This window comes from Pantoea folii (genome assembly GCF_056678875.1).
Map to the genome: position 1 here is coordinate 135486 of NZ_JBWXON010000010.1, position 15908 is coordinate 151393.

Here is a 15908-nt window from a genome sequence, read left to right on the forward strand (position 1 = left end):
TGTAATGACCGTTTTAGATTATGATAATGACCAATGAACGAAAAAGTCAATATAATGACCGGTGCTGATGCTTCCAGAATTAATGAGGCTCTTTCTGCTTCCCTGAAGCAGTATCGTAGCCAGAAAAAAATGTCTCTTGACGAATTATCGCGTCTTGCTGGTGTTAGCAAGGGAATGCTCGTTGAGATTGAAGCATGCAGGGCGAACCCTAGCATCGCAATCCTCTGTAAGCTGGCCGCAGCGATGGGCGTCTCGGTAGCAGACATCGTCAACGTTGCCAGTAAACCCAACGCACATCTCATTGCTTCAGAAGATATCCCATGCCTATGGCGCGGCGATAGAGGCGGTACTGCTCGGCTTCTGGCCGGCACCAGCGGACCGGACATGATCGAATTGTGGGAGTGGAAAATGCACCCTGGAGAGATTTTCGATTCTCAAGGACATTCAGATGGCACTTGCGAACTTTTACATGTAGTGCAGGGCTCTCTTCTACTGACCTTAGGAGATGAGCGACTGAGTGTTAATGAGGGTTGCTCAGTCATTGCCAGAACGGATTTACCGCATAGCTACGCATGTAATGAGGGCGGCCCGCTTAAATTTACCATGACGGTGAGCGAACGAGTTCGCTGACGTAACTGAACGATAAAAATCATGGGTTTAAGTTAAATTTTGGGTTAGCTGATGCAGTAATTCAAATTGATAAAAGTGATGCTGTTAAACGAGGAGCGAATCTCAAGAGTTTTGTCGTTTATAGTTCGCGTTTAAGTCGCATGATCAACGTCCGCTGTTGGCACATAGCGGACATCATGTAATACCTACATAACGCAACTCCGGCGGGCGAGCAGTGCGCAGCCTGCCTTCTGAATGACGCGCTAGCGTCATGGAGGCGCCAGATAATGGTGCTTATGACTCAGAAGTCAATCGGCGCCGTACGCCCGGCGTAGCCGGTTTCTGACCGCTATATACTACGAATCCATCCCTCGCCCTGATTAGCCCAAACCAACTTTCAGCAACGAAGAAGTTTATGTAACCCCTTTTAACCCCGGTGAGCGGGCTTTACGGCGCTTGCGACGTAAAGGGCGTGATTTCCGGGGCCTTGGCGACGGCAGCTTGCTGCTGACGCTTAGGGGGGTGTTAAACGCAACTTTAAGCGATAAGCACGGAACTTAACACGGTAGCTGCCAGACGCCGTTTAAGCAGCGGCCTTTCAGGCGCGCATAAGCCTGATGGTCGCAGACGAAAGATATGAACCGCGGGCCTCAGTCTTACCGCCACTCCTGACTTTAAGTACAACATCCATCTTTAAAGCGACTCTGTTCCGGCCCTCCGGGCCGGGGCGGCGGCGCTTTTCAGGTGGGTTTCGCTAGGTGCTGTGTGGCGTCCTGAGCTGATGGCTGCTCGGTCGGTGAAAAGGGCTGAAGGGTATATGCAATTGTGCTCCCCTGCCCGCCGTTTCTGGCGGGAGCTACCCCTGACGCGAAGCGGCTGAACCGAACCGGCGCGGACGTAGTCCGCTGCAAGGGCGGACATTATTCACCTGTCCACAGGACGGGTGGCGAATAGGTTTTATTTTTAAAGGTAAGTGATAACAGTTCTTTAAAAGAATAAAGATCGGGTGTTTAAAAGGAACAGCGCGGTTTGGAAAAAATCCGGACAGGGGTTAAGCGGTTCTCCGGTCAGGGGTTTAAAAATGAGGTCTCTCGTAGTTAATGTGGATAAGTCATCCATGCGACTGCGGAATGGCATTTTTCTGTGACTCTGATGCGGGCGATGATAAGTCTTATGTATGATGTAACTACTATTGGTAAGTATGTAATCATTTTGTGTTTCCTGCGGGCGAGCAGGAGCCTCCGGCGATAACCGGATAGTTGGCTTCAGTCGGTGGTGAGAACAGGGCCGGCTACTGAGGCCGGATTACAGGCAGAGGAAAATCGGTACCGGAGTACCGTGCGTTCAGGCAATGAATGGGCGGGCCCGTCAGGTTGTGACCCGCAGATCGTCACCGAGCCGCGCATACCTGCCCCGTGAAAGCTTCATGCGCTCCGTGACGCGCCGTTCGATTTCGGCTTTCACCGCGTCCAGACCGCCAAAAAAGCGGCCCCGGATAATATCTTTATTCAGCTGCGTGCGGACCAGTTGTTCGATGTCTTTGCGGGTACGCGGCGCGTCTTTGCGCGCGCGGTGGCGCTTAATGCCGTGCTCGCGGCGGGATTTCTGGTACTCGCGAAAACGTTCGCGGACGAACGCCCAGGCGGCATTGATGAGCTCGCCGGCGTCGGCGCGCGGCAGGCCCTTCTTTTCGCGCTGACGATTTTCCCACTCAATGCGGCTGCGGCGGGCGGCTGCGACGGCTTCTTCCGATACGTCGAGCACCTGCCACATCAGCGGCGCGAAGGTGATGTCAGTGGGGATATTACAGCCGATGTCTTTGTCGTATTCAGTGGTGTAGGTGAGGAGCTTCAGCTGCGCCAGGAACTGCACGGCGCCGGTGAAACGGGTGATCGAGAGGCGTTTTTTCTCTGTGGCCAGACCGCAGCGGATGCTCATGGTCGTGAGAGAGGCCTCCACTCGGTTGGCCAGCGGGTTGTAATAGTGGCAAAGCGCCTGCAGCGCAGCTTCCAGCGCACGGATGCGGAGTTCAGGCGGACGGCGCTTGCGTGCTCCGTGGGCGATTTCCATGGCCACCAGTGCCTGGAACTCGATGCGCTGCGTAAAGCCCGACGCTTTTTCACGGATTTTTTCGCAGAACGGCAGTGTTTTTTTACCTTTTTCCGGGATGAATTCCGGATTCGGGTTTTTTACCTGGCGGTAAAATGATGAGTTATCAGTTACCTGCTTATTCAAACCTTCCTGCGCTTATGTTGCACAGAAGGAGCAGGCACCGAAGGTATTGCAGTTTTTCGGGCATGAAACTATACTCCCCGCATAGAGCAACAGCTTCTATGCAGAATAAGTGAGCCCCGTTAGTCTTCTCCTGAGTCGCCAAACCTAGGAAGATTATCGGGGTTTCGTTTTTTCTGGCCTTAACTAATCAGTCAGTACCAGTCCTCTGCCACCTTTCGGCGTGGCCCGCCAGAATTCATTACGGTTTGCAATCTATCACTTCAACTGACATACGACAAGAAAGTAATACCATTACCTATTCATCGGTATCATTAAATGCTTGTTGCAAAAGACGCTCAATGTACTCAGCCTGAGTCACGCCTTCCTTTTCACACTCAATCAAAAGCCTGTCTTTAATCGGATTTCGCACGAATATCTTGATTTCTTTATGCGTCAGCTTTTTTCTGGCAACAGCAGCCTGCTGTTTTTCAGACGCACTCAGAGGGTTACCTTTACGATAGGTCCGCTTAGATCCTGGTGAGGAAGTGACTTCGTTATCTGACCGCGACATATCTGCCTCCTCCACTAAATTCAGAACGAATTTCGCCGAGAATACTACAATTCACTTAAATCAGCGACTTAACTTTAATCAACGGCATGAGATGCGTTGGCGCGCATCTCACCTGGCAGGGAAGAAAGTCGGGTTTCAGATATCAGTAAGTGGAGCGCCAGTCGGTGCCGCCGTCCCATCGAGACTGCCAGTGCGCCAGATAGGTCTGCGCCAGCGATGGTACGCCGCGCACAACCACTGCGTTTTCGGAGTTTGATTCCGCCGCGCTGCGTGAGTAGTTGAATGAGCCCAGCTCCACGTTCTGTCCGTCCGTGATGATCACTTTGTCGTGCATGATTTTGTACTGGTCGTTAGTGCGCAGTGGAATACCAGCATTCACCACGACGTTCATCGCCGCCTGGCTAGCTTTGCTGCGGTTGCCCTTTTCGTCCACCACGACCCTGACGTCTACGCCGCGGCGCTTTGCCGCGACCAGCGATTTAACGATTTCAGGTGAGGTAAAGCTGTAGCCCATCAGCCGTATACTCTCGTGCGCATTATCCAGCGTGCGGAGGACCAGCTGCGGCGCGCTACCTTCAGGAGAAAATCCGACATCAATCGAAGGAACGGTCGCAGACACGGACGTGGCTAAACTCAACGCGATCGCCACAGCGATTGCGCCTGATATGAATTTCATAGCGGATTCCTTAGCGGAAAAGAAAAAAAAGGGGCCTGAAAAGGCCCCTGAAGGGTTCTGCACATATACCACAAATGAATTCTTCACTATTACATTGGTAGGGCTGTGGAGCAGCCTTACTTATTGTATCGGCAATGTTTTCAGAAACTTTAACTTTCGCTCCACTGATGGCCGGAGTGGCTTGGCTGCCTGGGAAGTTCATATGCAGGTGCTACGTAGTTCTGCGCCGCCCGCTCGATGGCCTCGCGGCCCGCGCCCAGCAGACGCGGCTCGCGCAGGCGCACTTTATATCCGCGCCCCCGCGCCGGCAGGCTGGCCAGCACCATATTCCAGAGAACCGCTGAACGCACCGCGGCCGACGGCGATCGCTTCCAGCTGTATTCACACTCCAGGTCAAACTCACAGACGGTGGCCAGCGCCGGGTCGGTAAGCACCAGGCGCTGTGTATCCTGCGGACCCGGTGCCGAATCGAGCACGCGCAGGAGATGCTGCACGCGATCGGCGCGCACGTAGCTGCGGCGCTCGCGGAACGGCATGGTGGCCAGCAGCTGCTGCTCAGAAGGTACACTCACCTCCACGAAGCGGTTTATCCGCACGGCGTCCTGCGCAAATTTGTCGGCATCCTTAATGTAAAGCGAGCTGCCGCGGATGACCTTCCCACTGAACAGCGTGACGTTCTCCCCCTCCTGCAGCGCCTGAACTTCATCAACATCGACCTTTTTCTTCTCGCTCACCTGCAGACGGGTGTCATCGTTCCAGCCGCCAAGGATGCCGGCCTGCTGCACCATGCTGCCCATGTGTGCGCGATACTCTGTGCCGGCCATCAGCTGCAGGATTTCCAGCGTATCTTTCGGATCCATGATTTTGCCGGTGATGCGTACGCCCATGTTGGCAATCAGCGTCCAGACCGCGTCGCCTGCGGCCGTTTTCAGGCGCTGGACCTCCTGACCGGCCAGCAGCAGGCAGTAGCCCAGCGAACGGATCTGCGTGGCCAGTTCGCCGAGTTTTTCGCTGTAGCCGGCGCCAACCTCATCGATAATCCAGAGCAGCGGAAAGCGGTCTTTGAATTTCCGCACCTTCATGTTGTCCTTCGCCCGGCCTTCCAGCTTCTCGCCGAGATCCTGGCTTAAAATCATGGCCAGCTGTGACTGGTAAAGTCGGCCGAGCGTGGAGCTTTCACTGGAGGAGAGCTCCAGCGCCGGCACCAGCACAATCAGGATGCGGTCGTTGTGCACCACGTCGCGCAGATCGATGTCGCCGGCGTCGCGCGCAAACACGTGGCCGTAGGTGTCGTTGAACAGGCTGAGCATGCGGGTGAACTGCTGCATCAGGTAGCCGTGCTGGCGGTTCGCTTCGGGATCCCATTCCGACGGCGTGGCCACCTTATCGATGTCAAACCCGGAGAGCGTGTCGAGGTAGTTCTGCAGCACGTGGCGGATTTCCTCATGCCACTGCTCCTCCACCGCCTGAATGTACAGGCCGGCGATTTTGCGCAGCGGCAGGTGCTGCTGAATGGTGCGCTGGGACAGCGTCGTGCCCTCCCGGCGGCACTTGTAGACCAGCGCAAAAATCAGCGCCTGGTTCATCGCCTTAGCCTTTTCCTGCCACTCACCGCCGCTGCTGCCGGTTTTGGGCAGCATGGAGTCCATCAGGTTGACGATGTAGGTTTCCTGCGCCAGCCCGAACACGGAGGTGGTGTTGGTCTCCGGCCGGCCTTTGACGTTGTCCAGCAGCTGCTGCGCGCGTGAGGTCCCGCCGGTGATAAAGTTCATCACGCGCAGGTCGTCCTCCCGGCCGAAGCGGCGCGCCATGGACATCATGGCGATCGCCACGTCGTTCTGCGCCTTATGGTCAGAGAAAATAACCCCCTTACCCCAGCACAGTGCGTTGAACACCCAGCCCAGCAGAGTCTCCGTTTTACCGGCGCCGGTGGTGCCGAACATCAACACGTGCCGGGTCAGGTCGTCCATCGAGAGCCACAATTCCCGTCCGGCGTCCTTGCCGCGTAGGTAGCCGGCGTACAGGATGCCGGCCGCTCGGCCGGTGTGGATGCGGATGCTGGCCACCGGCAGAAAGCCCAGCACCTTCGCCGGCACCTGGCGTTCGGTGGAGGGGTCGTCGCGGTTCATGTCCGTCGGCATGCGCATCGGCATCTTCCAGCGGCCGGCCGGCGCCACGACCATTGACCAGACCATCAGCACCGGCAGGCTCAGCAGCAGCGTGGCGGGCCAGACGATCCCCGCGACCACTGCCGCCGGCATGGCCCAGAACAGCGTGCCGCCTTCGCTGAGCATGTCCGTCAGCCAGGAGCGACCGACGTGCCGGTTAACGCGCGCGCTATCCAGCGTGGAGTTATTGTCCGACATAATCCCCTCCATTCAGAAACGCCGTCAGCGCCGCTGGCGAACTCAGCACGCTCTGCGGCACGTAGCGCCCGTCGTCAGCGATCGTCCACGGCGTGCCCGGCAGGCGGTAAGCCCGGAAAGCCACTTCGTTGACGCCAATCGCCCCGCGGGCCGTTTCGGCCTTCGTCTCATCCGTCACCGCCGGCGCGCTCTGCGCGGCGCCCGGCACGCCGATGCCGGCATCGGCCGCAAACAGCTGCTTCCATGCGGCGGCACGTTCGGCCTCCGGCAGTGCCATCACCGGCGTCAGCGCGTTCAGTGATGCCTCGCGGCCCTCAATGGTTACGGGGAAAATCACCACGTTGACGGCGCCGGCGGCGGTTTCAAAGTGACGCTCCATGCGCTGACAGTTCGGGCAGGCAGGGTCGGCAAACACGTAAATCGTGCGCGCGTGGCCTGTGGACAGCGGCACGCTGAACAACCCGCGCCCGGCGGCTTTTTTAAGATTGCCCGGCAGCTCCGCGCGCACGTTCTGTGGCAGGCTCCAGCCGTTGTCGTTCGTGGCCACGGGAGGCTGCGGAAACGGTGCCGGGCGTTCGGTACGCAGGCCATTGTCATAGGACGGCATTACCGGTGAGGCGACGGGCACCGCCGGGACAGATGGCGGCAGAACGGGACGCGACGCATCCACTGTAGTGAGCAGACGGCTCTCTGGCGCCGGTATGAGGCCGGAAAGGGCGACGGGCTTAACAAGCAAAAATCCTGCCACTATCAGGGCTGTCGCGACATAACCGTACTTCCGGTGCCGCTGGCTGCGCAGGCGCTTACTCTCTACAGTGGTCAGCAGGCCGGTAATGCAGTGCAGCAGCTGCGCGGCGTCATCGCCGCGGTAGAGCGGCGTCAGGGCATCCCGGGCGTTCTGCACGTACAGGCCCTCACCGTGCATCACAAACCACGGCATCTCTGCCAGCGGCAGGATGAACAGCGGTTCTGATACCGCACGGGTATGGAAATGTGCGCCGTTCATTCCGTGTCCCTCTTCCGGCGTATGTCGGCGGGCGCTCATAAGGTCGCCGTGGATTTCGGTAGTGAACGGGCCTTCTCTGCGTGTCATGCTCATCATCAGTTCCTTATCAGCGCACGCCGGCGCCGTCGGTGAATTCGTTTTCGCCCGCGTCGGGCAGGTACAGTGCGTCCGGGAACGGCACTTCGCGCTGTGGTTTTGCACGCTGAGTACGCGCATCGCGCGGGTAAACGAGGCCCAGCGATTCAAGCTCGTACTGGAGCCCTGCAATCGCCTCGTCCGTCATCAGCGGCGGACGGGGCAGGCTCAGCTTCATGGCCATCTGCTCCGCGCGCGCCTGCGCCACGATGCCCGCCCCTTCGACAAACACCTTGGCGGTGTCGGCGCTGTGCAGGCCGTACCACAGCGTGCGGTCACAGCCCTTCAGCCAGCGAAAGCGCGCCGGCGGCAGCCTGAGGTCGCGGCCGTAAAGTCCCGCCAGCGCGGAGCGCACCGTGCCGTGCCTCTTCAGCCACTCGCTGACGCCCGGACAGGCGAGCACCCGGGCGACCTGCGCTTCGGAGACCTTCCAGTCGGGGACTCTGCGGAACTCCGGCGCCCGGAACAGCCGGCGGGTCATGCAGGACCGGTTCAGGTCGTCCAGCAGCGTGGTCGCAGCCGACCGATCATCCGCAAACACCTGCAGCCCGAATACGGCCAGCAGCGCGCGCTCGTGCGGCTGCCACTGGTCCGGTGACGTCATGGCCGGGCCGGTCTGTGCGTCAAACGCCGCGCGGGCCGCGTCGCGGTCCAGCACCCGGCGCTTTATCAGGCCGTGCTGCTCAGCAAACTCCTCGGGCTTCAGTGCCCAGGCGTTTTCTGCAGTTTTGTCGTTCATCAGCCCGTCGCCGCGATGCCCGGCCAGCACCGGAATAACGGAAGGCGCAAAGGTGGCCATCACGCGGGGCAGTGAGTGAATGTCGATCGCGCGACGGCTGCGGAAGCCCAGCGCGGGGTGACGCGCAAGCGCCCAGTTGGTCACGGCTATCAGCGGCACCAGCGGCACGAACAGGATGCCGGCAGTGGCATTAAGCACGCCTTGCCATTCGCTGAGGGTGACCGCCTCGGCGCCGTTGCCGGTGGCGGCCAGCAGGTTAATGCGTTCGGCGGCGTAGCGATGGATGGCCGGAAAGTCGGCCATGCGCCACAGCCAGTAAAGAAACCAGCAGCTCCAGCGCACGAAGTCGGCAAAGTAGAGCCAGCACAGCAGCGCCGTGAGGCCAAGGGTGATCAGCACCATGGCCGGCTCGTTATTGCCGGCGGCGTTAGGATGTTGGGAGTACATGTGAGAGTGTCCGGAAGCGGAGACGGGAGGCCCGTCAGACTGCAGATAAGAAAACACCGGCGCGTGGCCGGTGTCAGAGGAAAAGCGTCAGGATGTCAGTATCAGGCCAGGTTGGCGGCCTGCGGGACCACCACGTTGTGCTCGTATTCCACAAAGCGGCTCTGGATGCCAACGTGTAACGGCCAAGGTTCTTGAGGGAATGATTCAGAATAGCCATTACCATCCATTGCGCCAAGAATATCAAACAGTTCTTTAGCGATGAGAGGAGGAGCATTAATACTTAACACTGGTAAATCAGTATTACGCGTATACAGCCGCAATGCGCTGCCTTCTAACTCACGATTAGTCCAGTCACTCATAGTTAGGCCAATAACATCAACCAACCCTTTTTTGACCATGTGAATATATAAAATATTTCCGCTTTTAGTATCTATTCCAAGGTATTTACCATGAGCTGCGTTAAAAATTTCTTTTTGAGGCGTGAAGCGCTCAACAGAACTAAGCAAGGTAACTATTTTTTTGATTTTATTCCGACGAGAATTAAGACTCATTCGGCGATAAGTGAGCGGAACTAAAATCGTTGCCCACATCAAGCCTAACAAGAAATAATCTGTCGCATATAACGTATATCTGTATGAGCTACCGAGTCCAACAACAAGAGTAATTGCTGCAAATATCAGGGCACATGGTAGAACAATGTAATAGTAAGCTGAACGAGTTAAAGCCCAAACTAAACCAAATGAGTTATCATGACGCTGTACATTTTTCATGGCATCCTCCTGCCTATTTCCCTCTGTTTAAATTATACGCACCACTGTAGATAAAGCCAGGTATAATTACTTCACACCATCTTCTTTTAATGGTTCCTGTCGATTAGGCATATTTTTTAACCCTGGAGCCCTGCGAGAACCGCCACCTGCTGCAGCAAACATCCCTTTGACGTCATCGACCATTCCGCCCATGATTCCAGCCATACCTGCACCACCCAAGAACGTGATCACATAGTCAGCCAGCGTGGCCTGCAGCCCGAATACACGAGTGACGCCGAATGTCGCAATGCGGGCATAAATCATTAGCCACCCAACCAATTTAACTAACCCCATCAAAGAATCGGCGTTAGCGTTAGCAACAGCGGTACCAAACATTATGTTTAGAAGCGTACCTCCAGCCATAACTGCTACTGATGCAAAAAAGAACCCCAGCACCATCAGGGAGGGGCGCAGCATCATATCGATCAGGAAGATATAGCCGTATGCACTTCTGCTGCCCTTATCTTCTTCAGCTCCCAAGTGTGTTGCAGACCACATCGGGCCCGCTGCACATCCCACCATGACGCTGACAATCCAGTTAAATACCCCGACCATCCAGTACAGGAAAGGTACCGCTGGAAGGAATACGGCCAGTGAAAAACCTACAGCGAATAACAGCAACATCACGAAATAAAACGGAGGAGATAATAAGCCCAATATATCTTTTATCGTTCCTGCTGGGTTTTGTGTTAACTCACCAAACTTCCCTACTAGTGAATGATCAACAGCAGCAGCTGCGCCGTAAGCTGTGACATATGCAGTAAGCGCTAACTCTGTAGACCCTAATGTGTAGTCACCAACAGTTTGCATTTTAATTAGTGGATTAACCTGATTTGAGAAGTTAGCTTCAGTCCCTGTCATGCCCGTTGCAAAAACAGTCGTAAGTCTCTGAATGGGACTTTTCAATAATCCAACAAAAACTGCATCTGGGTCGGTTGAGTTCGAAGCCGCCCCGTCATCCTTGGCCGTCTGCGATCCCAGCGGCGCGGTATAAATACTGTTCTGTACCTGCGACCGGTAGGCCGTAAACACCTGGTGATACAGGTCGCCAGTGCCCGTTTCGCCGTGCAGACTTGCGCCTGACGTCATCGGGGCCGCGTTGGCCACCTCGTTCGTTTTGCTGTTGGCCGTTGCAAACGTGTTGTACCAGGCGCCCAGCGAAATCCAGCCGTAGGTTTTGAGCTGCGAGGTCAGCTGGCTCTGCAGCGAGTCCTGATAGTTGAGCTGGTTCAGCGCGTTGTTGACCGTGGTTTCATAGGCCGCGGCCGCGTTCTGAATCGTGGTCTCCGGGTCGCTCAGCGTGCCAGTGTCCTGGTCCCGCTTGCTCAGGTACGCGTCGACATAGGCCTGCGCCGCGGCATCGAGCGTGGACTGCATCGTATCCAGCGCCCCACGCTGCGCCGTGGTCACGCTCGCCGTGTTCACCGCCGAGCCGAACAGGCTGTCGAGTACGCCCGTTGACGGCTCCGGGATGCGGGCGCTGCCGCACAGCGCGCTGCCGTTGCCGGTGGTGTAGTCGCCGTTGCCACCCTTCGTCTCCATCAGCGCCGTGCGCGCCTGGCCGTCCTGGTACAGCGAGGACAGCTCGCGGTTGGTGGCGTACTTGCACAGGTTCATCTCAAACACCGCGCGCGCCGCCGATCGCGTGGACGGCGCCGTGGGCTGCACGACCAGCGACATCCCGCTGCTTATCATGTCTGCGGCCTTGTCGGTGAGCAGGTTAGCGCTGCCGATACCCATGGTGGAGGCCGCCCACAGCATCACCAGCTGCGACAGCGACCATCCGGATGCGGTGGGGATAAGCGTAATAAAGCCGGCAAAGCTCATCACGGGGTGCAGCATCGAGCGCCCGGCGCTGAACACCTTACCGTCCTGCCCGCCCTTGAACAGCGTTTTCAGCGTCACGATAAGAAACCACACCAGCGCCACCGTGCACAGCACGCCGTTCAGCAGCGCGAACAGCGAGCCGATGAGCGTTGCCTGCCCGGGCTGAAACGGCGAAATCACCACGTCCCCGAATATCATCACCAGCGCCTGCCGGGAAAGGTCTCCGGTCTTGCTGGCGGCGTCGCTGATGGTCTGATAGTCCACGCCGTCGGCGAGCGCCGGGCAGGACGCGGCGCACAGCAGAGCCGCCGCCTGAATTTTTGTCAGTAGCTTCATGGATTACCTGCGGGTCAGGAGCTGACCGGATGGAATAAGTGAGGCCGCAGCGCGGCGGTATTAGGGCGTTATCAGCGACCGCACGGCAGCGAGGCCGCGTCGCGCAGGATGAGTGCAAGGTGCGTTTTTAGCGCACGAACGGCAGCGGAAACCACGCTGAACGCAACGAGCATCGCGACGGCAACCAGCGCCAGCGCAAAGCAGGCGGCGGAGAGCAGAGAACCAGTCAGCACCATCCATTCCACCGGTGTCATGTTCCCTGACTGTGCGTGGTCCCGGAGAGTAATGATGTGTGGCCACAATGTGTAAATGAAGAAGACGGCCATGCCCACCCGGGCGATGACGCTCAGTGTTTTGTTCAACATGATAGGGGTCTCTGAGTGCGCCGGTGCTTCACCGGCGGGCTGACGCCGCCCGGTGAAAGGCGGGGTCAGAAGGGTTTACTTCACGTACTGCCAGACATGCTTAGGCACGCGGTCAAACAGCTTGCCGGCGGCGAACTCGGCTTTGCGATGGTCATAGGCCGACGTCATCGCAAACTCTTCCTGTGCGTCACCGGTGTATTGCAGGTGCTCGTAAACTTTCTCCAGCGTTTCCAGATTCTGGTATCGCCGGAACTTCAGCAGCCATTCGGTTCGGGTCATCGTATTCTCACTGGTGGGATAGCAATGCGGAACGGGATAATAACGCAAACAAGCGGAGCGCATTATCCTGAATATACTGAAATTGAATCACTTTTTTGCCTGAAGATTGTGGTATGACGTTACAAACTTTTCCACTGCCGCCAGTTCAAACTTCAGCTGACCGCCCTCTTTCAGGGCCACCGGAACACTGAGCCGGCGCAGGCGTTTTCCGCCGCTGGCCGCCTGCCACAGTACCAGCGGGGGAATGCCTGCCCGGCGCGCGAAGTCATCAAGTGGTATCAGATTTTCTCCGGATGCCGGCGGCGCCGCGCCGGGCTCCCGGGCGTGCCAGCGCCGGGCGAACTCCGTGGCCTCAGCCTGATCGAACATAACGGCCGCTCCCCGCACCTGATGGCGGGCAGGCAACGCCATGCCGTCCAGCTCGCCGCCGGCGCGCACCGCGTGAAGCAGCTCGCCGGGCCTGACTCTCAGCAGGCCGGCAAATACATCCAGCCGGATATACATTTCAGTTCCTCCCGATACTTTCAAAGCTGCAGCAGATGGCGCGTGCTCCAGACCACCGCCCCAATGGCCAGCGCCAGGCCGGCGGGCAGTAGCACAAGGAGCAGCAGAACGCGCCATACCAGTGATTCCGACATCAACAGGACGCGCTGATCGGACTGAACGTCCTCACACACCGGCAGGAGCAGCTCCACGGCGTACTCCAGCGGGGTCAGGACATGCGCTGACGCGCCGGCCATCCGCAGGCTGTGACGCGCCTTGCGCAGCTGACTCAGGGCATCAAGGCAGTGCTGTCCGGACCTGAAGTCACGCGCCCGGCTGGTCTGCCGCGCGCTGTGCAGGAGGTGCAAAATAGTCTTACGCCGCTCGCCCAGCTCCGCATCGTCCAGCAGGGTGATCAGGCGGATCATGATTTCTTCACGCTGTTTATTTCGCATGCGCCCTTCCCCTCATAATAGACCGCCGCTCAGCACCTGACGGCACCAGCGCGTCTCCTGCAGGTACGCCTGAAAACTCCCCGCTTCTGACGCCGATACCCGCTTCTCCGTTAGCTGCCACAGGCGGTAGCTGGCCTTCAGCGCCTGCACGAAGCCGGTGGCCGCGAGCAGCAGCAGCACCAGCACCACGCAGCCCACGCGCAGCCAGCCGGTGCCGCTCACGCTGCTGCCGGCGGCCGTCAGCATCAGCAGAAAGCCGGTGGCGGGCAGACCGGTGAGCCACATCAGCCCCCACCAGATCCAGCGGCTGACGCGGAAGTTACGGGCAAGGCGCGCGGGCGTCATCCCGCTGTCCGCCACCGCCTGCGACCAGTCCGCGGGGCGGTAGTCGCCGGCGCCGCGCCCGGCCGTCACGTCGCGGATGCGCTGCCAGAGGCGCGAGACGTTGCGCCCGGCGTGGCGCGTCACGCTGGACACCTCCCACGCCGGGAGCACCACGTTCAGCGCTATCCAGCCCACGCGCTTCGGCGTCAGAAAAGACTTTTTCGCGCCGGTCTCCGGGGTGCGGTTATCAGACTGCGTCATGGTGCGTCTCCTTCCGGGATAATTACGGGTTCAGCCAGTGAAAACGTGACGTGGTGCAGCGCGCCGAACGCGCGCAGCGCATCGAGCAGGAACGCGTACACGCCGGTGAGTTCGGCGCTTTCCATGCAGCGGATGTCGGGCGTCAGGAAGATGACCTGACCGGGACGCTGGCGTAAGCGGCGCAGGTCAATGCCGGCGCCGCCTGTAAAGATCTCCGCCACGTGCGGATGGTGAAAGATGGCCATACGGTCGCGGACAGCCCGCCCCGACTCGCCCGCGCCGTCCTGCGTCAGCAGCGCGCGCGCCGTCTGCAGCGCCGGGTGCTTCTCATACAGGCGGCTCCAGCGTGCAATGGCAGTCCAGAGGTCGTCCGCCCACAGCTGCCCGGCCAGCCCGCCGAGCCCGGCGCTGCGCCCGGTGAAGTGGCCGGTGTCGTCCGCAAAGGTCAGCACGCAGGTCATGAGCTCGCGGGTGAGGTCGCTGTGGTCATCAGCCGGAAACAGCGCGGTGGCCAGCGCACGGCAGCCGTCTTCGTCGGTCACCTGCCTGAGCGCCCCGAGCACGTCCCAGACGTCGCCCTCCTGCGTCTGTCCGGGCGCCAGGCGCCACGCCTGCCACGCATTTTTCCAGCGCGGCGACTGCCAGAAGGCCTCCCACAGCGCGCCGCAGGGGTCCAGCACCAGCACCGGGCCCTCGCCCGCGTCCAGCAGGGATGAAAGCGCGCCGGCGTCCGGCGCGAAGGTACCGCTCGTTATCATTGTTGTCTCCGTGGGAATTTACTGTGCGCTCACGCCGGCGCTCAGCTGGGCAGAGAGCGCCTGCAGCTGCGGGGCGTATTCATTTTTGGCCGCCAGCGCCAGCTGCTGGCCGGCGATGATGTTGGCCTGACGCAGCTCGTTTTTGATGCCGAGCGCCAGCCAGTTGGCCAGACTCTGCTGACGCGCCATTTCACGCGCCAGGTTGTCGCCGTCCATCGCCTGCAGGTCGGTGACCCACGCGGTGTTGGCGTAGCGGCGCCCGACCTCAAACGCCTCAAACTCGCGCTCGCTCATGGTGCCGGTCTGCTTCGCCTGCGCGGACGCGGTCTGCTGGAAGTAGCTTTCCGCCGACGGCGCCTGACGGGCCTCGGTGAGCGCCGCCTGCGTGGCGTCCTGCGGCTGGCTCGCCGCCACCATGTCCAGCTGCGGCTGCATCGCAGCGCTCTGCATCGCCTTGTACTGCGTCAGCAGGCCCTGATACTCCTGCCCGGTGGCGGTCTGAATTTCGCCCTTGCCCGGCGTGCGCCCGGCGTCAAGCTTCGCCGAGTTGTTCACGTAGGCCATGGCCGCGTCCGTCTGGGCCTGGGTGAAGGTCAGCTCCGGGTCTTTGCCCGCAGGCCCCGCCCCGTCGTACAGCGATCGCGCCTCGGTGTCGCCGCCCGGAAGCGCCGAGACCGACGGGCACAGGCCCGTGCCGCCGTAGAGCTTTGCCTCGTCCGCGGTGCAGTAGGCCGCATGAATGAGCGCGCTGCGGTAGCCGCCCTGCCGGGGCGTGGTGGGCAGGCTTGCCAGCGTTTCGCGCACGACCGCGTTCGATACCCCGCTGCCGCCAGCAAGCTTCGACGCCGCCGCACGGGTTGCCTGGCTCACCTGCGCGGCCGTGCCGGAGGCCGACTCGGTGCAGATGCTGTCCGGCACGGTGTAGGCCGCGCGGGCCTTTTCAAGCCGGTCGGCCTGACGGTTGAAGTTCTCCGCCTCGCGCTGGGTGCGCGCGGCTTCCGTAACGGCCGTGGTGACCTTGTCGGCGTTCTGCACCACGGCCGTGCCGGTTTCCGTTTCGGCGGAGAGGATTTCGCCGAGCGTGGCCTGCATGGTGCCCAGCGCAGGCTGGATAACCGTCTGCACCGGAATACTGGTCATCACTTCAACGGGATAGGCCATGACGCCGGGTGAAAGCGCTGCCAGCACGCAGGCGGCAAGCAGCCGGCGCCCCGCGGGGCGCCAGTGTGTGGATGGTTGCATATCAGC

General features: G+C 59.6%; 17 protein-coding genes. 1 reads left to right on the forward strand and 16 read right to left on the reverse strand.

Going from position 1 to position 15908, the window contains the following annotated elements; genetic code table 11:
• Positions 1–33 precede the first annotated feature (33 nt).
• On the forward strand, positions 34–630 hold the full coding sequence (locus tag AC1MDE_RS13445; protein WP_480344687.1) for an XRE family transcriptional regulator: 597 nt from the start codon (positions 34–36) through the stop codon (positions 628–630).
• A 1347-nt stretch (positions 631–1977) separates the two neighbouring features.
• On the opposite strand, the gene repA is transcribed toward AC1MDE_RS13445, so the two are convergent.
• From repA to traW, 16 genes are all read right to left on the reverse strand, one after another.
• The gene (repA, locus tag AC1MDE_RS13450) at positions 1978–2844 is read right to left on the reverse strand and encodes a plasmid replication initiator RepA (RefSeq protein ID WP_480344688.1); all 867 of its coding nucleotides are present in this window, start codon (positions 2842–2844) and stop codon (positions 1978–1980) included.
• Entirely contained in the window at positions 2837–2908 is a 72-nt protein-coding gene (tap, locus tag AC1MDE_RS13455) for a RepA leader peptide Tap (RefSeq protein ID WP_071825190.1), read from the reverse strand. Before tap ends, repA begins: the two co-directional genes overlap by 8 nt.
• 231 nt (positions 2909–3139) lie before the next feature.
• A complete protein-coding gene (locus AC1MDE_RS13460) occupies positions 3140–3394 on the reverse strand; it encodes a replication regulatory protein RepA (protein WP_480344689.1) in 255 nt (84 codons plus the stop codon).
• A 142-nt stretch (positions 3395–3536) separates the two neighbouring features.
• Positions 3537–4070 carry a phospholipase D family nuclease gene (locus AC1MDE_RS13465; protein WP_480344690.1) on the reverse strand — a complete coding sequence of 178 codons (534 nt, stop codon included), beginning with the start codon at positions 4068–4070 and terminating at the stop codon, positions 3537–3539.
• Positions 4071–4219: 149 nt separating this feature from the next.
• Positions 4220–6436 (reverse strand): F-type conjugative transfer protein TrbC, encoded by a 2217-nt coding sequence (trbC, locus tag AC1MDE_RS13470; RefSeq protein WP_480344691.1) that lies wholly within the window; start codon positions 6434–6436, stop codon positions 4220–4222.
• A complete protein-coding gene (locus AC1MDE_RS13475) occupies positions 6423–7538 on the reverse strand; it encodes a thioredoxin fold domain-containing protein (RefSeq protein ID WP_480344692.1) in 1116 nt (371 codons plus the stop codon). Before AC1MDE_RS13475 ends, trbC begins: the two co-directional genes overlap by 14 nt.
• Before the next feature lie 10 nt (positions 7539–7548).
• Positions 7549–8718, reverse strand: a complete 1170-nt coding sequence (locus AC1MDE_RS13480; RefSeq protein WP_480344693.1) for a secretion/conjugation apparatus DotM-related subunit — start codon at positions 8716–8718, stop codon at positions 7549–7551.
• Positions 8719–8864: 146 nt separating this feature from the next.
• A complete protein-coding gene (excA, locus tag AC1MDE_RS13485; protein ID WP_480344694.1) occupies positions 8865–9533 on the reverse strand; it encodes a plasmid IncI1-type surface exclusion protein ExcA in 669 nt (222 codons plus the stop codon).
• Positions 9534–9599: 66 nt separating this feature from the next.
• Positions 9600–11735, reverse strand: a complete 2136-nt coding sequence (locus AC1MDE_RS13490) for a DotA/TraY family protein (protein WP_480344695.1) — start codon at positions 11733–11735, stop codon at positions 9600–9602.
• Between the two features lie 71 nt (positions 11736–11806).
• Complete coding sequence (locus tag AC1MDE_RS13495) at positions 11807–12100, reverse strand: hypothetical protein (RefSeq protein WP_480344696.1); 294 nt, start codon at positions 12098–12100, stop codon at positions 11807–11809.
• A 75-nt stretch (positions 12101–12175) separates the two neighbouring features.
• A complete protein-coding gene (locus tag AC1MDE_RS13500) occupies positions 12176–12379 on the reverse strand; it encodes an Hha/YmoA family nucleoid-associated regulatory protein (protein WP_024082761.1) in 204 nt (67 codons plus the stop codon).
• Between the two features lie 87 nt (positions 12380–12466).
• Entirely contained in the window at positions 12467–12883 is a 417-nt protein-coding gene (locus AC1MDE_RS13505) for a hypothetical protein (RefSeq protein ID WP_480344697.1), read from the reverse strand.
• Between the two features lie 20 nt (positions 12884–12903).
• On the reverse strand, positions 12904–13317 hold the full coding sequence (locus AC1MDE_RS13510; RefSeq protein WP_480344698.1) for a hypothetical protein: 414 nt from the start codon (positions 13315–13317) through the stop codon (positions 12904–12906).
• Between the two features lie 12 nt (positions 13318–13329).
• Complete coding sequence (gene traX / locus AC1MDE_RS13515) at positions 13330–13902, reverse strand: conjugal transfer protein TraX (RefSeq protein ID WP_480344699.1); 573 nt, start codon at positions 13900–13902, stop codon at positions 13330–13332.
• Complete coding sequence (locus AC1MDE_RS13520; RefSeq protein WP_480344700.1) at positions 13899–14660, reverse strand: prepilin peptidase-dependent protein; 762 nt, start codon at positions 14658–14660, stop codon at positions 13899–13901. Before AC1MDE_RS13520 ends, traX begins: the two co-directional genes overlap by 4 nt.
• Positions 14661–14678: 18 nt before the next feature.
• Entirely contained in the window at positions 14679–15902 is a 1224-nt protein-coding gene (traW, locus tag AC1MDE_RS13525) for a conjugal transfer protein TraW (RefSeq protein WP_480344701.1), read from the reverse strand.
• Between the last annotated feature and the right edge of the window lie 6 nt (positions 15903–15908).